This window comes from Nocardioides luteus, assembly GCF_015752315.1.
Classification (GTDB): Bacteria; Actinomycetota; Actinomycetes; order Propionibacteriales; family Nocardioidaceae; genus Nocardioides.
The window spans coordinates 3475577-3496225 of the sequence record NZ_JADOVJ010000001.1 but is presented as its reverse complement, the minus strand read 5'-3'; the positions used below and the strand labels follow the sequence as shown (position 1 = coordinate 3496225).

Annotated in this window: 20 protein-coding genes; 14 read left to right on the top strand and 6 right to left on the bottom strand. The window is 71.8% G+C overall.

The annotated features are described in order from the left end of the window. Positions 1 to 30 precede the first annotated feature (30 nt). Complete coding sequence (gene sigK, locus HD557_RS16755) at positions 31 to 663, top strand: ECF RNA polymerase sigma factor SigK (RefSeq protein ID WP_307785646.1); 633 nt, start codon at positions 31 to 33, stop codon at positions 661 to 663. After that, entirely contained in the window at positions 653 to 1330 is a 678-nt protein-coding gene (locus HD557_RS16750) for an anti-sigma factor (RefSeq protein ID WP_196876449.1), read from the top strand. The genes sigK and HD557_RS16750 overlap by 11 nt, the downstream gene beginning before the upstream one ends. An 18-nt stretch (positions 1331 to 1348) precedes the next feature. Here the strand turns inward: HD557_RS16750 and HD557_RS16745 are convergent, their stop codons facing one another. After that, the gene (locus HD557_RS16745) at positions 1349 to 2434 is read right to left on the bottom strand and encodes a polyprenyl synthetase family protein (RefSeq protein WP_196874702.1); all 1086 of its coding nucleotides are present in this window, start codon (positions 2432 to 2434) and stop codon (positions 1349 to 1351) included. Positions 2435 to 2468: 34 nt separating this feature from the next. Here HD557_RS16745 and metF point away from each other — a divergent pair, with 34 nt between their 5' ends. Next, on the top strand, positions 2469 to 3359 hold the full coding sequence (gene metF / locus HD557_RS16740) for a methylenetetrahydrofolate reductase [NAD(P)H] (RefSeq protein ID WP_196874701.1): 891 nt from the start codon (positions 2469 to 2471) through the stop codon (positions 3357 to 3359). Positions 3360 to 3366: 7 nt separating this feature from the next. On the opposite strand, the gene HD557_RS16735 is transcribed toward metF, so the two are convergent. Next, the gene (locus HD557_RS16735; RefSeq protein WP_196874700.1) at positions 3367 to 4692 is read right to left on the bottom strand and encodes a phytoene desaturase family protein; all 1326 of its coding nucleotides are present in this window, start codon (positions 4690 to 4692) and stop codon (positions 3367 to 3369) included. Continuing rightward, complete coding sequence (locus HD557_RS16730; RefSeq protein ID WP_008363064.1) at positions 4689 to 5324, bottom strand: DUF4126 domain-containing protein; 636 nt, start codon at positions 5322 to 5324, stop codon at positions 4689 to 4691. The genes HD557_RS16735 and HD557_RS16730 overlap by 4 nt, the downstream gene beginning before the upstream one ends. Before the next feature lie 144 nt (positions 5325 to 5468). Here HD557_RS16730 and HD557_RS16725 point away from each other — a divergent pair, with 144 nt between their 5' ends. From HD557_RS16725 to HD557_RS16705, 5 genes are all read left to right on the top strand, one after another. Further along, a complete protein-coding gene (locus HD557_RS16725) occupies positions 5469 to 6062 on the top strand; it encodes a hypothetical protein (RefSeq protein ID WP_196874699.1) in 594 nt (197 codons plus the stop codon). Between the two features lie 170 nt (positions 6063 to 6232). Further along, complete coding sequence (locus HD557_RS16720; protein ID WP_196874698.1) at positions 6233 to 6694, top strand: SAV_6107 family HEPN domain-containing protein; 462 nt, start codon at positions 6233 to 6235, stop codon at positions 6692 to 6694. A 37-nt stretch (positions 6695 to 6731) separates the two neighbouring features. Next, positions 6732 to 7457 carry a methyltransferase domain-containing protein gene (locus HD557_RS16715; RefSeq protein WP_231380333.1) on the top strand — a complete coding sequence of 242 codons (726 nt, stop codon included), beginning with the start codon at positions 6732 to 6734 and terminating at the stop codon, positions 7455 to 7457. A gap of 138 nt (positions 7458 to 7595) precedes the next feature. Beyond that, positions 7596 to 8801, top strand: a complete 1206-nt coding sequence (gene dinB, locus HD557_RS16710; RefSeq protein WP_196874696.1) for a DNA polymerase IV — start codon at positions 7596 to 7598, stop codon at positions 8799 to 8801. A gap of 145 nt (positions 8802 to 8946) precedes the next feature. After that, entirely contained in the window at positions 8947 to 9318 is a 372-nt protein-coding gene (locus tag HD557_RS16705; protein ID WP_008363057.1) for a DUF3040 domain-containing protein, read from the top strand. A 38-nt stretch (positions 9319 to 9356) separates the two neighbouring features. Here the strand turns inward: HD557_RS16705 and HD557_RS16700 are convergent, their stop codons facing one another. Genes HD557_RS16700 through HD557_RS16690 form a run of 3 tightly spaced genes read right to left on the bottom strand, consistent with a single transcriptional unit; the run spans position 9357 to position 13910 of the window. Continuing rightward, the gene (locus HD557_RS16700) at positions 9357 to 11648 is read right to left on the bottom strand and encodes a transglutaminase family protein (RefSeq protein WP_196874695.1); all 2292 of its coding nucleotides are present in this window, start codon (positions 11646 to 11648) and stop codon (positions 9357 to 9359) included. Continuing rightward, on the bottom strand, positions 11645 to 12937 hold the full coding sequence (locus HD557_RS16695; protein ID WP_196874694.1) for a DUF58 domain-containing protein: 1293 nt from the start codon (positions 12935 to 12937) through the stop codon (positions 11645 to 11647). The genes HD557_RS16700 and HD557_RS16695 overlap by 4 nt, the downstream gene beginning before the upstream one ends. A gap of 19 nt (positions 12938 to 12956) precedes the next feature. Continuing rightward, a complete protein-coding gene (locus tag HD557_RS16690; RefSeq protein WP_008363049.1) occupies positions 12957 to 13910 on the bottom strand; it encodes an AAA family ATPase in 954 nt (317 codons plus the stop codon). A gap of 302 nt (positions 13911 to 14212) precedes the next feature. Here HD557_RS16690 and mraZ point away from each other — a divergent pair, with 302 nt between their 5' ends. From mraZ to HD557_RS16660, 6 genes are all read left to right on the top strand, one after another. After that, entirely contained in the window at positions 14213 to 14635 is a 423-nt protein-coding gene (gene mraZ, locus HD557_RS16685) for a division/cell wall cluster transcriptional repressor MraZ (RefSeq protein ID WP_008363047.1), read from the top strand. Between the two features lie 234 nt (positions 14636 to 14869). After that, positions 14870 to 15880: a 16S rRNA (cytosine(1402)-N(4))-methyltransferase RsmH gene (gene rsmH / locus HD557_RS16680; protein ID WP_008363045.1), complete on the top strand. Its 1011-nt coding sequence runs from the start codon at positions 14870 to 14872 to the stop codon at positions 15878 to 15880. Continuing rightward, positions 15877 to 16473 (top strand): hypothetical protein, encoded by a 597-nt coding sequence (locus HD557_RS16675; RefSeq protein ID WP_196874692.1) that lies wholly within the window; start codon positions 15877 to 15879, stop codon positions 16471 to 16473. The genes rsmH and HD557_RS16675 overlap by 4 nt, the downstream gene beginning before the upstream one ends. Positions 16474 to 16485: 12 nt before the next feature. Beyond that, positions 16486 to 18309: a peptidoglycan D,D-transpeptidase FtsI family protein gene (locus HD557_RS16670; RefSeq protein WP_008363041.1), complete on the top strand. Its 1824-nt coding sequence runs from the start codon at positions 16486 to 16488 to the stop codon at positions 18307 to 18309. A 91-nt stretch (positions 18310 to 18400) separates the two neighbouring features. Beyond that, on the top strand, positions 18401 to 18835 hold the full coding sequence (locus HD557_RS16665) for a MarR family winged helix-turn-helix transcriptional regulator (protein ID WP_196874691.1): 435 nt from the start codon (positions 18401 to 18403) through the stop codon (positions 18833 to 18835). A 145-nt stretch (positions 18836 to 18980) separates the two neighbouring features. Beyond that, positions 18981 to 20606 carry an MFS transporter gene (locus HD557_RS16660; protein WP_231380331.1) on the top strand — a complete coding sequence of 542 codons (1626 nt, stop codon included), beginning with the start codon at positions 18981 to 18983 and terminating at the stop codon, positions 20604 to 20606. Positions 20607 to 20649 lie beyond the last annotated feature (43 nt).

The following is a 20649-nucleotide window of genomic DNA, read 5'->3' as shown; positions in this document are numbered from 1 at the left end:
GAGATCTGTCATTCGTCGGAAGGGGTGCGTGTGCGCCGAGCGCTGCGGGTGGTGGGCGATTCGTCGTCGCCGGACCCCGAGGACGACCGGGACCCGGGGACGGTGCTCGCCGCCGTCGCCGGTGGCGACCTGGACGCCTTCGGAGCCCTCTACGACGCGATGGCTCCGCTCGTCTTCGGTGTCGCTCGGCGGGTGGTGCGCGATCCCTCGCGTGCGGAGGAGGTGACCCAGGAGGTGTTCACCGAGGTGTGGCGCCAGGCCGCCCGGTTCGACCCGTCGCGCGGCTCGGTGCGGACGTGGGTGCTGACGATCGCGCACCGTCGGGCGGTCGACACGGTGCGCTCCTCGCAGGCATCGCGTGCGCGGGAGGAGCACGTCGCCCGGCGTGAGCCGGTGGAGGTCGCCGGCCCGGAGGACGCGGTGGTCACCGCGGCCGAGCACGAGGGCGTACGCCGCTGCCTGGACTCGCTCACGCCGCTGCAGTCTCAGGCCGTCCGGCTGGCCTACTACCAGGGCTTCACCTATCCCGAGGTCGCCGAGCTGCTCGGCCGGCCGCTGCCGACGGTGAAGACGCGGATGCGGGACGGCCTGATCCGGCTGCGCGACTGTCTGGCCGAAGCGGAGCTCGAGACACCGGGTGGAGGGGATCGCGATGGCGCCTGATGTGCACGGACTGGTCGGGGCCTACCTCCTCGACGCGCTGGTGCCCGGGGAGCGGGCGGAGTTCGAGGCTCATCTGGCGGTGTGCCCGGAGTGCCGCGAGGAGGTCGACTCGCTGCGGTCGGCGACCGCCTCCCTCGCCACCGAGGTCGCCGCGACACCGCCGGTGGCGCTGCGCGGCCGGGTGCTGCGTACGGCATCGGAGACGCTGCAGCTGCGGCCCGTCGTCGCCACGGGCAGGCCCCGCCGCCGCCGGCTGATGGGCATCGTCGCCGCAGCGGCTGCGGTGATCGTCGGTGTCGGGGTGACGGTCGGAGTCGTGGTACGCGAGGACGACCCGCCGCCGATGACCGCGGCCCAGGTGATGTCGGCCCCCGACGCGAGGATGCACAAGGAGGAGACCTCCGACGGCGAGCTGATGGTCGCGATGTCCCACGAGATGCACATGGTGGCCGTCGACACCGCCCACCTCTCGCGTCCCGACGGGATGACCTACCAGGTCTGGTGGCACACCGACACCGGCATGGAGTCCGCCGGCGTCCTCGACGAGGAGATGGCCGTCGCCGTACCCGTCGAGGACGGCGAGCTGATGGTCACCATGGAGCCCCTGGGCGGCTCCGACCAGCCGTCCGAGAAGGTCCTCTTCCAGATGCCCGCCGAGCGCCTCTGAGAGGCCGAGCCGGCGAGCTCAGACGGTGCGCTGGGTGGCGGCGGTGGCCAGCGCGCGGAGGGTGCCGGCGGCGCCCGCGTCGAGGGTGCCGGCGGACCTGGCGTCGTCCAGCGCGGTGAGGCCCTGGTCGGCGAGCTCGGTGATGGTCTTCTCGACCTGCTGCTCGGCGCCGGAGGAGGTGATGATGGTGCGCAGCTCGGCGACCTGCTCCTCGGTGAGCGGCTGGCCCAGCGCGCGGTCGAGGCGGTCGGCGTCGGCGGGGGCCGAGCCCGTCAGGGCCAGGGCGACCAGGACGGTGCGCTTGCCCTCGACGAGGTCGTCGCCGGCGGGCTTGCCGGTGACCGAGGGGTCGCCGAAGACGCCGAGGAGGTCGTCGCGGAGCTGGAAGGCCTCGCCGACCGGAAGGCCGTAGGCCGACAGGGCCGCGATCTGCTCGGGGGAGGCTCCGGCCAGGGCGGCGCCGACATGGAGGGGACGCTCGACGGAGTACTTGGCCGCCTTGTAGCGCACCACCTTCATCGCGGCCTCGACGTCCGCGGCGCCGCGCGCTTGGACGGTGATGTCGAGGAACTGCCCGGCGATGACCTCGCTGCGGGTGTGGTCGAAGACCGACAGCGCGGCGGAGGTCTCGGCTTCCCCGAACCCAGAGGTACGCAGCAGCTCGTCCGCCCAGGTCAGCAGCAGGTCTCCGAGGAGCACGGCAGCGGCATCGCCGTAGGCGCGGGACCGGCCCGGCCAGCCCGCGGCGGCATGGTCGGCCTCGAACGCGCGGTGTGCGGCGGGTGCGCCGCGCCGAGTGTCGGAGTCGTCGATGACGTCGTCGTGGACGAGCGCCGAGGCCTGGAGCAGCTCGAGCGCGGCGGCCGCACGCACGAGCGACTCCTCCTCGGCGGGCGAGGGGGAGGGGCGGACCGCGTGGAAGCCCCAGTAGCAGAACGCCGCCCGCAGCCGCTTGCCCCCGGACATCGACTCGCGGGCCCGGCGCAGCAGCGGTTCGACCTCGTCGCCGAGCGGAGCCAGCCGCTCGGACTGCGTCTCGAGGAAGGTGTCCAGTGCCCCCTGGACGCGACTGCGGAATTCATCGGCGCCCCACGTTTCATTCACTCTCCGAGCCTAGGGCACTGCCTAGGATGGCCCGATGGTGACTGGACGTGGACGCTCCCTCGCGGAGCTGATCAACGAGGGCGAGCGGTCCTTCTCCTTCGAGTTCTTCCCGCCGAAGGACGAGGCCGGCGAGGAGCAGCTGTGGAACGCCGTCCGTGCCCTGGAGCCCTACCGCCCGACCTTCGTGAGCGTCACCTACGGCGCCGGCGGCTCGACCCGTGACAAGACCGTCGCCATCACCGGCCGGATCGCCGCCGAGACCGAGCTGCTGCCCGTCGCCCACCTGACCTGCGTCGGCCACACCCGCGACGAGGTCGCCGCGATCCTGGACTCCTACGCCGCCCAGGGCGTCGCCCACGTGATGGCGCTGCGCGGCGACCCCGCCGAGGGCCCGCGGGCCGCGTGGACCCCGACCCCCGGCGGTCTCGACTACGCCATCGACGTGGTGCGGCTGGCCAAGGAGCGCGGTGACTTCCGGATCGGCGTCGCCGCCTTCCCCGAGGGCCACCCGAGCGCGGAGTCGATCGAGGCCGACGCCGACGTGCTGGTCGCCAAGGCGAGGGCCGGCGCGGAGTTCGCGGTCACCCAGATGTTCTTCCGGGCCGCGGACTACTTCGGCCTCGTCGACCGGGTGCGCGCTCGCGGCGTCGACATCCCGATCCTGCCCGGGATCATGCCGATCCTGAACCTCGCCGCCATCCGCCGCCAGAGCGAGCTGATCGGCGCCGAGGTCCCCGACGAGATCGTCGAGCGCATCACCGCGGCCGGTCCGGACCCCGCCGACATCCGCGCCGAGGGCATCGCGGTCGCCGCCGAGCTGTGCCAGGAGCTCCTCGACGGAGGCGCGCCCGGACTGCACTTCTACACGCTCAACCGGTCCAAGGCGACGCTGGAGATCTTCGCGAAGCTCAACGTCACGGTCTAGGCCGCGCTCACCTCTCGGCGGGCCCGATCGACTGCGCGACCAGCGCGGCCGAGAGGCCGGCGAACGGCAGCCCGGCACCTGGCGTCGCATGGGCGCCGGCGGCGTAGACGTTCGGGATCGGGGTGCGCGGCCCGAGGCGCTGGAACACCGTGCCGCGCCCCGCCCACTTCACGCCCAGCGGGGACCCGCGCCAGCGGCGTACGAGCTCGGCGGCGCCCAGGTCGACCCGGTGCACGACGTGCTCGCGGACGTCGATCTTGTGGCGCGCCAGCGCCAGCAGGACGTCCTCCATCAGCTTGCCGTGGGAGTGGATCGTCCAGGCGTGCTGCCCCTCGGGGGCGAGCCCGCGGGTGCGTACGACCAGGGTGGGCTCGCCGTGGAGCACCAGCTCGTCGGGCAGGTCGGTGAGGTGCTCGGGCAGCGACTCGAGCCCGAGGTGGAACGTCATCGGCGGGATCGCCGGCAGGGTGCGCTCCACCAGCGGCCGCAGGGCCGGCAGCGAGCGCGGGTCGAAGGCGACCACGACCGCTCCGTCCGCGCCGAGGTCGATTTCGCCGGCGGCGGTGCTGACCGCGACCGCCCGGCCGTCGCGTACGACGATGTCCTCCACCCGGGTCGCGGTCTGCACCGAGACCCGGCGGGTGGCCATCCGGGCGGTGAGCACCTCGGCGACCACGCCCATCCCGCCCTCGACGCGCCAGGCGCCGAACCGCTGCTCCAGGTAGGCGGTGAGCCCCGCCCAGGCAGGTACGTCACGCAGCTCCTGCCCCGCGGCGACGAACGGGTGCGCCGCGACCAGCCGGAGGCGCTCGTCCTTGAACGTCTTGCGCAGCCGCTTGTGGAGGGTCTCGCGCGACCGGAACCGCTCCGCGACCGCCGACGGCAGCGCCGAGGGCTCCCACGGCACCTCGAAGTAGTGCTGGCGCAGCACCTCCCAGTCCTCGCTGAACCGGGCCACGTAGTCGGTCCACAGCCGGCCCATGCCCGGACCCAGCTCGTCGAAGGCCGCCAGCTGGGCGCCGCGGGTGCCGCCGGGCACCGAGACCGACGTCTTGTCGGCGAAGCGGTGCTCGCGGACCACGTCCATCGGCACCAGCTCGAGCTCACGCTCCGCGGGCCGCCCGGACTTGCGGAACAGGTCGCGCATCACCGCGGGCAGCAGCGTCGAGGTCGCCGAGGCGTCCCAGGTGAACCCTTCCTCGCGCACCGGCACCAGGGCGCCGCCGAGCTGTCCGGAGGCCTCGAGGAGGGTCACCGAGTGGCCGAGCTTGGCCAGCCTGGCGGCGCTGGCCATCCCGGCGTACCCGCCCCCGAGGACGACGACGCTCGTCACTGGACGGGGTAGGGCAAGGTGTCGCCGCCGGAGGGCCCGTCAGGGGGTGGGGCGCCGCGTCGTCCGCGCCGGGTCAGCTTGCGCCAGCCTCCGCGAACGGCCCGGACGAGGAGGTAGACCAGCACCAGCCCGGCCACCAGCAGCACCGCGGCGACGCCCGCCGCGGCCAGCGGGTGCTCGGTCGCGAACCAGACCACGCCGAGGACGAGGCCGTCCTCGGCCACGCTGACGACCGAGTTGGAGACCGGCTCGGGGGAGGTGTTGACCGCGAGCCGCTCGCTGGCCTTGATCAGATGGGACATCAGCGCCGTCGTGCCGCCCACCACGCCGCCGACGGCCTCGTTGAGCGAGTCGGCCTCACCGGCGAGCAGGACGCCGATGACCGCGCCGATGGTGGGGCGGATCACCGTGGAGATCGAGTCCCAGGTCGAGTCGATGTAGGGCACCTTGTCGGCGACGAACTCGATCGCGTACATCAGCCCCGCGGCAGCCAGCACCGGCCACGTGCCGAGCACGTCCGGGATCGCCTCTGCCCCCGTCGTACGCTGCACGACGCCGAGCACCAGCACGACCAGGTAGGCGTTGATGCCACTGGCCCACCCACTGGAGAAGGTCAGCGCTAGAGATTCCATGAGGACATCTTGGCCTACGCCGCCGACAACTCGGCCCCAGCCCGAGACCAAGAGCACGCGTTCGCGTATTTACCTACGTTGGACCCCGTACGGCAGAATGGGCTGATCAACGGAGACTGAACCCCCACGTCGCAAGGAGACCGGATGACCATGACGACACCCGACGAGAACGAAGGTGTGGTCGTGAGCGAGGGCCCGGAGGTCGCTTTCGAGGTGGCAGCGCTCGCTGCCGAGCCCGTGCCGCGCGAGATGACGTGGGCGATCCGGCTCATCGTCGGCCTGATCGCCTTCAGCGCGGTCGTGGTCGTGGTGATGGTGCTGCGCTCCGACGACCTCGTGCGTGCCTGGGCGGAGGGCAACCCCTCGGCCAAGCGCATCCTGGAGACCGAGGGCCTCGAGGCCCTGATCAACCCGCCGACCGACAACCGGGTCAGTGCGCCGGCGTTCATCGCCCCCGCGATCACGCTGTTCGGGGTGATGGCGGGCATGCTCGGCGTGCTCGCGGTCTTCCTCCGCAACGGATTCGAGTGGGCCCGGATCGTGATCACGTTCCTGGTGTTCATCTCCGCGGTCGCCAGCATCGGCGGCATCCTGACCGGCCCGCCGGTGACCATCAGCGTGCTCACCGGGATCGCGATCGTCATCGCCGCCGGGCTGCTGGCGGTCATGTGGCTGCCGGCGAACACCCGCTACATCCACCCGCCGCACCGGATCCGCGGCGCCGTCGCCGACGACTGAGCGACCCCCGGCACCACCTCGACACGCCCCGTCACCGAAACGTCTTGTGACTGTCGGTGGCGGGGTGTAGTTTGATCTCGTGTTCGAACAAATGTTCGAACAACCAGGCTCTGGCGGGCGTCGTCCTCGACCCCCGACGCCCGCCGGAGCCGTCCACTGCGGGGTCGACCTTGAGCGAGAAGGACGACCCGATGCATCTGCTCCCGGCGACGACTCACAGCTACCTCTTCCGCGCCACCGAGTCCCTCTCGGAGGCCATCGTGGCCGACGACGTGCCGAGCAGGTACGCCATGGCGCACGTCGCCGCCCTCCAGGCCGCCGCGGCGCTGATCGCCGCCCGCACCGATCCCGTCGAGGCGGCGAGCCGCGCCGGCCGCCGCCGTCCGTGGAACGCCTGGGTCCGCCTCAAGAAGGTCGCGCCCGAGCTCTCCGAGTGGGCCGACTACTTCGCCGCGGGCGCCGCCAAGCGCGCCGCCGCGGAGGCCGGCTCGATCCGGGCTGTCACCGCCGAGGAGGCCGACGACCAGGTGCGCGACGCCGACCGTTTCCTCGCCGTCGTCGAGGAGTCGCTCGGGCTGATGGCCCACACCTCCCACGTCACCCGCCTCCGTCACGACCGCCTCGTGGGCTGATTCAGGTGAGGTGGGCACAGGGCCTACGCTTGGCCCCATGGCAGCTGGCTCCGCATCAACCAGTCGTCGGGCAGGCGCCCGGACCGTCGCCGTCTGGGACGCGCTCGACCCGGTCCTGGCCTCCGGCTCGCTCGACGTCCTCGACATCGGCGGCGGCACCGGCACCTCAGCCGTACGCATCGCCGGACTCGGTCACCGGGTCACCGTCGTCGACCCCAGCCCGGACGCGCTGGCAGCGCTCGACCGGCGCGCCCGCGAGGCCGGTGTCTCCGTCGACGCCCGCCAGGGTGACCTGGCCGCCCTCTCCGACGTCGCCGACCCCGGCGGAGCCGATCTGGTCCTCTGCCACGGCGTCCTCGAGGTCGTCCCCGATCCGGCAGCCGCACTGGCGGGGATCCGCGAGGTGCTCCGCCCCGGTGGCACCCTCAGCCTGCTGGTCGCCCAGCGCACCGCCGCCGTCCTCTCCCGAGCCCTGGCCGGCCACTTCGCGCAGGCCGTCGAGCTCCTCGACGACACCGCTCCGCAGGGCCGCTCCGGTCGCCGGTTCGCCCTCGACGAGGTCACCGGGCTGCTGGACGCGGCGGGGTTCGAGGTCACGGACGTCCGTGGCGTACGTGTGTTCGTCGATCATGTGCCGGGGTCGCTGCTCGACGTCGAGCCGGGGGCGACCAGTGCGCTGGTCGATCTCGAGCAGGCTGTCTCCACGCGGCCGGATTACCTGCCGTTCGCTTCGCAGCTGCATTTGCTCGGTTCGCTTCGCTGAGGGCTCGCTTCGCTTCGCATTCGGCTCGCTTCGCTTCGCCCACGGGCGCCGACGCGGCGCAAAGGTCCCACCTCCGCTAGCGCTCCGGCGTGACATTTGCGCCGAGTCAGCGCTGGTCCGCGTCCTCGGAGGATCGGGGTGACCTCCTCCGCTGGCGCTCCGGAGGTCACCCCGATCCTCCATGTCGACATGGACGCCTTCTTCGTCTCGGTGGCGATCAGGCATCAGCCCGAGCTGTGGGACCAGCCGGTGGTCGTCGGGGGACACGCCCGCGGCGTGGTGACCTGCGCCAACTATCCGGCCCGGGCCTACGGCGTGCGGGCGGCGATGCCGGGCTCGATGGCGAGGCGACTGTGCCCGCAGCTGGTCTCGGTCCGCCTCGACTTCGGCGAGGTCGCCGAGGTCTCCAAGCAGGTCCGGGAGATCTTCCGCCGAGCCACCCCGCTGGTGGAGGTGGTCAGCGTCGACGAGGCGTTCCTCGACGTCAGCGGGGCGACCAGGCTGTTCGGGAGCCCCGAGCAGATCGCGCAGCGGATCCGTCGCCAGATCGCCGAGGAGCTGAGCATCACCTGCTCGGTCGGTGTCGCGCCGACCCCGAGCGTGGCCAAGGTCGGCAGCCGCAAGGCGAAGCCCGACGGCGTCGTGGTCGTCCGGCCGGAGGACGTCCCCGGCTTCCTCCATCCTCTCGACGTCGGTGAGCTCTACGGCGTCGGGCCGAGCACGCGCAAGCGGCTTCGCCGGCTCGGCTTCGAGACGGTCGGTGACATCGCCCGCACCCCGGTCCCGACCCTCCATCAGATCCTCGGTCCCCGCCTCGGCGGCCACCTGCACCGGCTCGCCACCGGCACCGACCGGCGCGAGCTGACCGGAAGGCTCGGCCCCGACCTGCCCGACCGGTCGACCGGCGCCCAGGAGACCTTCGGCCACGACCTGAGCGACCGCGAGGACATCGTGCGCGAGCTGCTGCGGCTCTCGGCCCGCGTCACCCGGCGGATGAGGAGGGCCGGCACGGTCGGCCGCACGGTCGCGCTGACGGTCCGGTTCACCGACTTCAAGACCATCTCGCGCTCCCGCACGCTGCCCGACCCCACAGACGTCACCCAGGAGGTGCACGCCACGGCGGTCCGGCTCTACGACGAGCTGAACCTCCGTGGCCGGGCGCTGCGCCTGGTCGGCGTGCGGGTCGAGCACCTGATCGCGCGCGAGGGCACCGACCGACAGCTCGTCCTGGGGGAGCGGGAACGCGGCTGGTCCGAGGCCGATCGTGCCGTCGATCAGGTCGCCGAACGCTTCGGGTCCAGCCTGGTGCGCCCGGCGAGCCTGCTCGACCATGGCCGGGGTTGACGCAACTGCCCATCCGCTTGACACAATCGGTGGTGGTTGTGCCATGTGGCAGAACGTCGAGGGGCAAGAATTTTCCGGGCTCACTACCGCCTTCAGGATGGCGTGCCTAGACTTGGAGATGCCCCAACAGGACATGGGAGGTACGGTGCCACTCTCGGAAGAGGAGCTTCGCCTGCTCGAGCAGATGGAGCGCGCGCTCTCGGCGGAGGACCCGAAGTTCGCCTCCGCCCTCCGAGGCACGGCCCTGCGCCGTGCCCAACGTCGACACGCGGTCATCGCGGGCATCGTGCTCGCCGGTGGAGTCGCGTTGCTGATGACCGGTGTGATCTCACGGATGTGGATCGTCGGAGTGGTCGGCTTCCTGGTGATGCTGGCCTCGACCTCCGTGCTGCTCACCGCCCTGCGCGGTGCGGCTGCGGTGGAGGAGGACGACGGGGACCACACTCCACGCAGCTCGTTCCTCGACCGGGCCAGCGAGCGCTGGAAGCAACGCCGCCGCGGCGACAACGACCTGTAGAGGCCGACCTGTAGAGGCTTAGGGCCTCAAGGAGGCCTCTAGGACGAGATCAGCTCCCGCTCGGACCGCACCGCCGGTCCGTCGGTGGCCGATGCCGCCGGGCGTCGGAAGACCGACGCCGGCCACAGTCGTGCCCGCCTCCGCGCCCGCCGGTCGGCCTGCGCCCTGAGCGCGACCGAGACCAGGCGTACGTCGTCCCCGACCGCCGCGGTGTCGCGATGCTCCGCATAGCGGTTGCGCTCGACGGCGGCCACGATGCGCTGCAGCGCGAGCATCGGCTCGCGGCTCTGCAGGTGCGGGGCCAGGCTGGTGGCCTCCTCCCGCGGTGAGCGGGTGCCGGTCCAGGGCAGGCCCAGGTCGATCGCGGTGTCGCCGAGCTCGGTCCAGCCGGCCTCCGCGTCGCCGGCCAGCCGGGACTTCCGGCGCCGGCGACGGATCACCGCAGGCGCAGCGAGCGCGACCGCTCCGAGCAGGGCCACGATGCCCAGACCGGTCCAGATCGCCCCCGCGTTGGACTCCTCGGTGCCGGTGTCGGCGACCTCGGGCAGGTCGGGCTCCTCGCGCTGCGGCCGGTTGGGCACCGGAGCCACGCTCGTGCCGGCGCTGGGCGCGGGCGCCTCCGGCTCGTTGCGGGCATTGCCCAGCGCACCGGCGGTGTAGCCCGGCTCCCTGGTGTCGGCAGCCGCGGGCGTCGGCTCGAAGCGAACCCAGCCGATGTCCTCGAACCACAGCTCGGGCCAGGCGTGGAGATCGCGGCCGCGGAACCGCCAGACGCCGTCCTCGTCCTGGTCTCCGTCGAGGAAGCCGACGGCGACCCGGGCCGGGATGTCGAGCTCGCGGGCGAGCACGGCCATGGCCGTGGCGTACTGCTGGCAGTAGCCGACCTTGTTGGTCGTCAGGAACTCCAGCAGAGCCGCGCCGTCGGTGCCGACGTCGCGCTCCAGGCTGTAGACGAACTCGCCGCTGTGACGGAACCAGTTCTGCAGGGCGACGGCCTTGGCGAAGGGCCGGTCCTGGCCGGCCGTGCGCTCCAGGGCGATCTCCTCGATCTTCTCGGGGAGCAGCGGCAGGTCGGTCATCCCTGTCGGCGCCCCGATCCCGGGCTCGCCCGCGGCCAGCAGCCGCGCCTGGGACGGCTCGACCGGTGCGGCGGTCATCCGCCAGCTCTCGCCGGCGACGGTGTGGTCCCGGCCCTCGGTCGACATGAAGTCGAGGGTGTCCTCGTCATAGCGCCACGGACCCCTGGCAGTGATCTCCAGCGGATGGGTGAAGACCGGGAGCCAGGTCGACTCGAACTTGTCGCTGGCCCGCATCTGGTAGGTCGTGGGCTCGCCCAGCAACGTCTCGTCGGACATCGGCGGATCGAAGGAGGCCACGCCGGTCTGGTCGGAGGGTACGTCGCGGTTGCCAGGCGTCCACTCGGTGCCGGTGAACTTCGTGAGCGTGAGGATCCGCAGGTAGGAGGGCGACGAGACGGGTTGGTCGTAGACCGGGGTGGCGGTGACCATCACCTCGTCGGACTGCCTGCGCAGGTCGCCGTAGAGCCCGACGGTCGGGTTGATCACGCGCAGCTGGCCGCTGCCGTCTCCCGGCCCCAGGCCGGGGAGGGTGATGCTCGGGCTGGGCATCCAGGCCGGGGTGAGGAGCGCGATCGCCACCGCGGAGACGCCGATGACCGCCGGCCCGGCGGCCGGCACCACGGGGAGGTCCTCGTCGAGACGCCGCCCCCAGCGGCCGAGCTGCTGGGCACGATCGAAGCGCAGCATCACCAGGAACGCGGTCGCGGTGAGCACGAAGACGACCCAGGAGACCCCACCCCAGCCACCGGCGCCGATGATGCTGAACGGCACCGTGAACACGCCCAGCACGACGAGCCCCATCATCGGCGGCCGCCGCAGCGAGACCGCCAGGACGTCGGCCAGGAACACGGCCGCGACACCGCCCGGGACGAGGTAGGCGGCCACCTCCGGGGCGGACATCGGCAGGTCGAAGGGGTTGAAGGCGGCATAGGCCTCGGTCATCGCGGCCGAGACCCGCGCCCTGCCGCCGGCGGTGACGGGGAAGGGGTGCTGGACGACCAGCAGGCTGGTCGCGATCGTGCCGAGGAGCAGCTGCAGCAGCACCACGACCGCTCCGTGCACGCGCAGCAGCCGCGCGGAGATGCCGGTGCCGACCACGAGCAGGCCGGCGACCAGGATCGGGCCGAGGTAGGGGAAGCGGGTGTTGGTGAACGAGCCCCACGAGGACAGCGCGAACAGGACGGTCACGAAGCACGTCACCGGCACCGCCATCGCGGGCACGACGCCGCGTACGTCGGAGGAGGTCATCATCGTGCCGCCCCCGCTCCCGCGGCCGCACCCCGGGTGCCGAGCTCGCGCCAGCGCGTGGCCACCGAGTCACCGATGCCGAGCTCGACCGCCTTCCAGCCGTGCTGGATGAGCAGAGGTACGCCGCTGGGCCGCCGCTGCTCGGGGGCCAGGTGCACCGCGCTCCAGCCGTCCACGGCGAGCGAGAAGGCGAGGGCGGCCCCGGTGTGGTGCCGCACCCGGCGAAGGACGCGGGCGTCCTCCTCGTCGAGGGAGCCGAGCACCGCGACGGTGATGCCGCCCTGCCCGGCCTCGCCGATCCAGGAGGCGTCGATGTGGTGGTGCTGAACGGTCTCGACCACGGCGAGCGCCTCCAGCAGCGCGGCCGCGTCGGCCTGGCCCTCGCGGTCGTGCCAGCCGGCGTTGATCTCGCCGGCCGCGTTGGTCCCGGGGGTGGCGCCGCCGGAGGTCACCAGGCGTACGGAGTAGCCGGCCTCGACCAGGTGCACCGCGACCGAGGCGGCGACCACGACGGCCTGCTCGAAGGAGGAGCCGGCGCCCTGGCCCCGGTGGACCGAGCGCCGGTTGTCGAGGAAGACGGTGGCCCGGGCCTGCCAGGGCTGCTCCTCGCGGCGCACCATCAGCTCGCCGAGACGGGCCGAGCTGCGCCAGTGCACCCGCCGCAGCTCGTCGCCGCGGCGGTACTCCCGCACCGTGACGTCCTCCGCGCTGCCGCCGAGGAAGGCTCGCGGCCGGGAGTCGCCGGACGCGGTCGCGTTACCGGTCAGCGGGGTGGACGGCAGCGGGATCACCCGCGGCGTGACCGTGAACGGGAGCGTGGAGTGGAAGGCGCGGTTGAGCTCCACCAGGCCGAACGGGTCGGCCACCGTCACCCGCATCGGGCCGATGTCGAAGCGGCCCCGGATCTCCGAGCGGATCTGATAGCCGAGCTTGTGGCGCCAGCCGAAGCCGATCCGGTCGACCACGAAGCGCGGGCGCCCGCCCAGCGCGTAGGGGACCGTCTCCTCCAGCAGCAGGGTGCCGGTGGGGATCCGGCCCTCGTTGGCGATGGTCAGCTCGACCCTGGCGGGCTGGCCGGCCTCGGTCAGGTGCGGCTCGATGTGGCGCACGAGGGCGAGCCGGTAGCGGCCCCAGGCCGCGACCACCGCGGTGACCAGCGGCAGCGCGACCAGCAGCATCCCGATCCTGGACAGCGTGGACTGGTCCAGCAGGATCCCGCAGACGATCGCGGTGATCCCGGCGGCCAGGAACGCCCGGCCCCGGACGGTCAGTCCGGACAGCGCCTCACGCATCGGATGACTCCTTGGTGGATCAGGACTGCGGCACCGGCACGGCGGACACGACGGTCTCGAGGATGTCGGTGACCGACCGGCCGTGCATCGCCGCGGAGGCGCTGGGGAGGAGACGGTGGGCAAGGACCGGGCCGGTCAGCCTGCGTACGTCATCGGGAAGGACGAACTCGCGTCCGTGCAGAGCGGCATGAGCCTTCGCGGCCCGCAGCAGGTGCAGGCTGGCCCGGGGCGAGGCACCGAGGGCGAGCTCGTTGTTGGCGCGGGTCGCCGCGGTGAGGGCGACGGTGTAGCGGCGCACGGAGTCGGCGACGTAGATCTGGTTCACGACGCCGACGAGCTTGCGGATCTCCGCGGCGTCGGTCACCGGGTCGAGGTCGTCGAGCGGGTTGGATGCGCTGTGGCTGGCCAGCATCGCGATCTCCGAGCCGACCGGGGGATAGCCGATCGAGACCCGCGCCATGAACCGGTCGCGCTGCGCCTCGGGGAGGGCGTACGTCCCCTCCATCTCGATCGGGTTCTGGGTCGCGATCACCATGAACGGCGACTCCAGCTGGTAGGTCACGTTGTCGACGGTGACCTGGTGCTCCTCCATGCACTCCAGCAGCGCCGACTGGGTCTTGGGGGAGGCACGGTTGATCTCGTCGCCGACCACGATGTTGGCGAAGATGCCACCCGGGCGGAACTCGAACTCCCGGGTGTTCTGGTTGAAGATCGACACCCCGGTGACGTCGCTCGGGAGCAGGTCGGGCGTGAACTGGATGCGGCGCACCGAGCAGTCGATCGAGCGCGCCAGCGCCTTCGCGAGCTGGGTCTTGCCGACTCCGGGCACGTCCTCGATCAAGAGGTGCCCCTCGGCGAGGAGCACGGTGAGCGTGGAGTCGACGACGTCGGTCTTTCCTTCGATCACCTTCTCGATGCTGTCGCGAATGCGGCCCGCGACCCGCACCAATGTCTCGATCTCTGCCCCATGCACCGGTCCCGATCCTGGGGCCTCCAACGGCGTCGTCACGTCGCGTCCTTCCGACTCACACCTGCTTATGGGAACACCGTACGGGGTAGCGCCTACGGGCGTCTGCGCCATTGACCCGACTGTGACCTGCCTGGGGGACGCGCGGCCGGCGGTCGACGACCTGGCCGCATCGGGCTGCGGGGAGCGGCCGGTGGTGGGAAATGACCCCGTGGGGGAGGAAGGTGGTTTGAATGTGGGGGATTGTGGGGTACGGTGGGGCAAAGTGGAGGAACGATCCACGTTGAGCTGACCGCGGGGGCGAGCACATGTTCTTCATGGGCACGTACACGCCGAAGCTCGACGAGAAGGGCCGGATCTTCCTTCCCGCAAAGTTCCGAGATCGACTGGCGGAGGGGGTTGTCGTGACGCAAGGTCAGGAGAACTGCCTCGTGGTGTGGCCCGAGGACGTCTTCATGCAGGAGGCGCAGCGGGCCCAGCAGACGCCGCTCACCTCTCGGGACGCACGCGACTACGCCCGTGTCCTCTTTGCGGGGGCCGAGCAGACGACACCGGACAAGCAGGGCCGGATCGGCATCCCGCCGCTCCTGCGCGACTACGCCGGGATCGTCAAGGACGTCGTCGTGATCGGTGTGATGGACCGGATCGAGATCTGGGACCCGGCCAAGTGGGCGGAGTACTCCGCGGGTGCACAGGCCAAGTTCGCAGACCTCGACGAGTCGACGGACTGATAAAGGGACAGATCGACAAAGCGACAAGAACAAGACAAGTCAACAGCGGATCCGCAGGACGAGGTCTCAGTCCCGCTCCACTCATCCAGCCATCCGGGGCACCTTCCCCGGTTCCGGACGGCACTTGGTGGTGACGGAGCGGGCATGAGACCTGGCTCTGCGGATCCGTGGCGTTGTCAGCCCGTGGCTCTGCCGAAGAGGCGGGCGAGAACACACACCAGACGAAGCCGTGCGATGGGGGTCGAGGCGGTGACGAACCAGAAGCACGTGCCGGTGATGCTCGACCGCATCGTCGACCTGCTCGCACCCGCGCTCGCCGACGGCGGCGTCCTGGTCGACTGCACGACCGGCCACGGCGGTCACACCGAGGCGGTCCTCGAGCGGATCCCCGGGTCGCGCGTGATCGGCATCGACCGCGACACCTACGCCCTCGGCATCGCGGGGGAGCGGCTGGCGCGCTTCGGCGACCGGTGGACCGGTGTGCACGCGGTCTACGACGAGATCCTCGACGTGGTCGCCGAGCAGGGGCTGGACGAGGTCCAGGCGGTGCTCTTCGACCTCGGTGTCTCCTCGATGCAGCTCGACCAGCGTGAGCGTGGGTTCGCCTACGCCGAGGACGCGCCGCTCGACATGCGGATGGACGCCACCCGTGGCCAGACCGCGGCCGACGTCCTCAACACCTACTCGGCGGCGGACCTGACCCGGATCCTGCGGGACTACGGCGAGGAGAAGTTCGCCAAGAAGATCGCCCATGCCGTGGTCAAGCGTCGCGAGAAGCAGCCGTTCACGACCTCGGGCCCGCTCGTGGAGCTCCTCTACGCGGAGATCCCGGCACCAGCCCGTCGCACCGGCGGACATCCGGCCAAGCGCACCTTCCAGGCGCTGCGGATGGAGGTCAACGACGAGCTCGGGGCGCTGCGTACGGCACTGCCGGCATCGCTCGAGGCCGTCGGCGTCGGTGGCCGGGTGGTGGTGGAGTCCTACCACTCGCTCGAGGACCGGCTCACCAAGCGGGCCTTCGCCGAGGCGACGAAGCTGGACGTACCCCCGGACCTGCCGTTCGTGCCGCCCGACGCGGAGCCGTCCTTCCGCCTGCTCACCCGTGGTGCCGAGCAGGCGACCGAGGCGGAGATCGAGGAGAACCCGCGCGCCGCCTCGGTGAGGCTGCGCGCGGTGGAGCGCGTCAAGCCCCGATCCAACCCCAGAGACAAGACAGCCAAGCCAACCCCTGGAGCAACCAGATGAGCATCGCCGCCGCGCCACAGGCGCCTGCGCGCCGCCCGGACCGGGCGGCCGAGACGACCCAGCCACGGCTCGCCGCCGTCCCGGCGCCGCTGCCGGCGCCGATGGCGCCGCGGCTGCCGTTCGTCGTGCTCGTCTCGATGCTGCTCGTCGGTGGCGTCGTGGGCCTGCTCGTCTTCAACACCTCCATGCAGCAGTCGGCCTTCCAGGAGCAGCGTCTCCAGGAGCAGGCGACCACCCTGGCCGCCCGCGAGCAGGCGCTCGACGGTGAGCTGAAGAAGATGGAGGACCCGCACAAGATCGCCGCCAAGGCGAAGAACCTCGGCATGGTCGTGCCGCAGAACGCGGCCATGCTGCGGGTCCCCGAGGCCAAGATCGAGGGCGAGGCGGCCCCGGCCGACCGGTCCGCGACGCCGCCGCTGCACCCGAAGGTCGCCAAGCCCTACAGCGTGCTGGTCGCCGAGCAGAAGGCGGCCGAGGCGGCCGCGGCCAAGAAGAAGGCTGCCGAGCTCGCCGAGAAGAAGCGCGCCCAGGAGGCGGCGGAGAAGCAGGCGGCCGAGGAGCAGCAGCGTACGTCTTCGGGCGACGCTCGGTAGGGGAGGAGAGCGATGGCCAGCCGACAGGTCCAGCGCAAGGTCCGCCGGCCGGCGCGACGGCCTGCCCCGCGGCCCGCGTCCGCCTCGACCCGGCGGCGCGGGCCGGTGCACATCCGGCTCCGCGTCGGCTTCATCCTGGTGGCGATGGTGCTCTCGGTCTTCGGCGGCCGGCTGGTGCAGCTGCAGGGCATCGACCCGCACTCGTACGCCGCGATGGCGGCCGCCGAGAACGTCGTCGACGTCGTGCTGCCGGCCGAGCGTGGCGAGATCCTCGACCGGGACGGCGAGGCGCTGGCCGACTCCTCCGACGGGCTGATGGTGCTGGCCGACCCCAAGCAGACGAAGAAGGACGCCCCGGCGATCGCCGCGTTCCTGGCCAAGGAGCTCGGGGTCGACTACGCCTCCGCGCTCGCCAAGCTGCGCAAGGACGGCAGCCGGTTCCAGTACATCAAGCGTCAGGTGCCCGCGACGCAGGCGACCGCGGCGGTGGAGAAGGCCTCCAAGGAGGGCTACCAGGGGCTGTGGACCAGCCGCGACCCGCTGCGCAACTACCCCAACGGCGACGTCGCGGCCAACCTGGTCGGCTTCCTCGGCAACGACGGCCCCCTCGCCGGTCTCGAGGCCGCCTTCGACAAGCACCTGGCCGGCAAGGACGGCCATGCCGAGTACGACGCGACCAGCCCGGTCAGCGGCACCCGGATGCCGCTGGGCACCAACAACCGTGTCGACCCCGTCGACGGCCACGACCTGACCCTCACCATCGACCGCGACCTGCAGTACTACGTGCAGCAGACCCTGATGGACGCCGTGCAGAGCTCGCGCGCGGAGTCGGGTATGGCCGTCGTCATGGACACCCAGACCGGCGAGATCCTCAGCCTGGCCGACTACCCGACCTTCGACGCCCGCGACCCGGCGGCCTCGCCCAAGGCGCTGCGGGGGAGCAACGCGCTCTCCAACGTCTACGAGCCGGGCTCGGTCCAGAAGGTGCTCACCGTCGCCGGTCTGCTCGACCAGGGGCTCGTCTCGCCCTCGACCCGGATCCGCGTGCCGGAGTCCTACATGTCCGGCGGCGCCCCGATCCGTGACTGGTATCCCCACGGCGTCGAGAAGCTCACCCTCGCCGGCGTGATCGCGAAGTCGTCCAACATCGGCACCGTGATGGCCGCGGACAAGTACGCCGACGGCCAGCTGCGCGAGTACCTGTCGGCGTTCGGTCTGGGCCGGCGCACCGGGCTGGGCCTGGACACCGAGTCGGCGGGCCTGCTGGCCTCGCCGGAGGCCTGGAACGACGCCAACGAGGACCGCATCGACTTCGGTCAGTCCATCTCGGTCAACGCCGTGCAGATGACCGCGGCGCTCAACACGATCGCCAACGGCGGCGTGCACATCGACCCGAGCCTGATCGTCGGGAGCGCCACCAACAACTCCGGCGCCGAGGTCGGCACCGACACCGCCGCGCGCAACCGCGTGGTGTCGCAGGAGGCCGCCTCCCAGACCGCGGAGATGATGGAGCGCGTCATCAACGACCCGGTCAACGGCACCGCCAAGCAGGCCGCCGTGCCCGGCTACCGCGTCTCCGGCAAGACCGGCACCGCCCAGCGGGTCAACTCCGAGTGCAAGTGCTACGACGGCACCAACACCGTCTCCTTCGGCGGCTTCGCCCCGACCGACGACCCCCGCTTCACGGTCTACGTGGCGATCCACAACCCCGGCAACGGCGGCGGTGGTGGCTCCGTCGCCGGTCCGGTCTTCTCCCAGATCATGTCCTTCGCCCTGCGCCGCTACGGCGTCCCGCCGACCGGCACCGAGCCGTCGAAGATGCCCACTGGTTGGTGAGGGGCTAGGTGCAGGCATTGCCTGTGCGCTGTGACGGATGAGACAGACGTTCCAGGCCGAAAACATAACATAGATATGTTATGTTTCTCTGGTGAGTACGACTCCAGCCTCCGGCCGTGACCTGTCGCTCTCCCTCGAGAAGGTGGTGCGGCTGGTGCGCGAGGTGTCGACCGCAGGAGACATCTCGCCGACCGCGGCGACGGTGCTCGGCGTGCTGGCCCGGACCGGGGCGCAGCGGGTCACCGACCTGGCCAGGACCGCCGGGGTTTCCCAGCCCGCGATGACGCAGCTGGTCAACCGGCTCACCCGGCAGGGGATGCTCGCCCGCGTCGCCGACGACGCCGACCGCAGGGCGGTCCTGGTCGAGATCACCGACGCCGGGCGAGAGGTGCTCGAGGCGAGGAGGGGCCAGCGAGCCGGTGTGCTCGACGCCGCCCTGGCCCGGGTCTCGGCCGAGGACCGTGCCGCCATCGCGGCGGCGCTGCCCGCGCTCGACCGGCTCATCGACGCCGTGCTCGATTCCTGACGCGCCGGCCAGCCGGCGACGCGTACGAAACAACGTCTGAGAAGAGGCAAGAAGTATGAGCTCCCACCAAGGGGCAGCTGCCGCAAGTCCGTTCAAGCAACCTCGCGCCGTGTGGGCGGTCGCGTTCGCGTGCGTGGTGTCCTTCATGGGCATCGGGCTCGTCGACCCGATCCTGCCGGTGCTGGCGGAGGAGCTGAGGGCGACGCCCGCACAGGTGTCGCTGCTGTTCACCAGCTATCTGGTGGTGACCGCCGTGGCGATGATCGGCGTCGGCTGGGTCTCCAGCCGGATCGGCGCGAAGTGGACGCTGATCCTCGGTCTGGTCCTGATCGTCGTGTTCGCCGGGCTGGCCGGGACCGTCGACGGCGTGGACGGCATCGTCGGCTTCCGCGCCGGCTGGGGCCTGGGCAACGCGCTGTTCATCTCCACCAGCCTCGCCGTCATCGTCGGCTCCGCGACAGGCGGATTCGCGGGGGCGATCATCCTCTACGAGACTGCGCTCGGCCTCGGCATCGCGGTCGGACCGCTCCTCGGTGGTGTGCTCGGCGGCATCTCCTGGCGTGGACCGTTCTTCGGCGTCTCCGCGCTGATGGCGATCGCGCTGGTCGCGACGCTGGTCTTCCTGCCGCCCACGCCGAAGCCCGAGAAGAAGGTCTCGCTGCTCGCCCCGATCGCCGCGCTGCGGCACCGCGGCCTGCTGACCATGGGCATCATGGCCCTGCTCTACAACTGGGGCTTCTTCACCCTGCTCGGCTACGCGCCCTACCCGATGGGGCTGCACGACCCGCTGCAGCTCGGCTGGGTCTTCTTCGCCTGGGGCATCCTGGTCGCGATCTTCGCCGTGTGGGGCGCGCCGTGGGCGCAGCGCCGCTTCGGCACCGCGCCGACCCTCTACGTCAACCTGCTCGGCCTCGGCGTCCTGCTCGCCGTCATCGGCCTGGGCGTCTCCTCGCCGACCGTGGTGATCGTGGCCGTGGTCCTGTCCGGCATCTTCGTCGGCCTCAACAACACCCTGACCACGCAGGCGGTCATGCTGGTCTCGCCGGTGGAGCGGCCGATCGCGTCCTCGGCCTACGGCTTCGTACGCTTCATCGGCGGTGGCCTGGCGCCGTTCGCCGCGGGCAAGATCGCCGAGGCGACCGACCAGTCGGTGGCCTTCTACGTCGGGGCCGCCGCGTTCCTGATCGCGATCCCGGTCCTGGCCAGCGGCCACAGGCTGATCACGGCCGCCGAGTCGGCCGAGACCGCCGAGCCGGTCGCGCCGACGCTGGAGCCCGTCGGCCCGGTCCGCGGTGAGGGCCGGCCGGTGCTGGTCGCCGTCGGCGCCACCCTCGACGCCGACGCGGTCGTCGACCGGGCCGCCGAGATGGCCGCGGCCGAGGGCGCCCCGCTGGAGGTCGTCCACGTCCGCGAGACCGAGGTCGTCGAGGAGTTCGCGATCGACGCCGAGGAGCCCGAGACGGCCGCCGCGACCGTCCGCGCCCACCTCGACCGCCTCGCCGCCCGCGGCGTGACCGCGACCGGCCTGGTCCTGCACAGCGTCGGCGACCACGCCAGCGCCGGGATGGTGCTGGCCCGGTACGCCACCGAGGCCCGGGTCCGCACCCTCGCGCTCGGCTCCTCACCCCGGGGCCGCGCCGCCCAGCTCGCCGACGGCTCGATCACCTCCGCGGTCGTGCGCACCGCCGGCGTACCTGTCGTGCTCGTCGTCCCCGGCGAGGAGCCGCACGAGCTCAGCGCCGCGGCGCTGGCCCAGCTGCGCCACGCCTGAGCGCCACGCCTGAGGTCGGCCCGGCGGGACCTCGTCCCGCCGG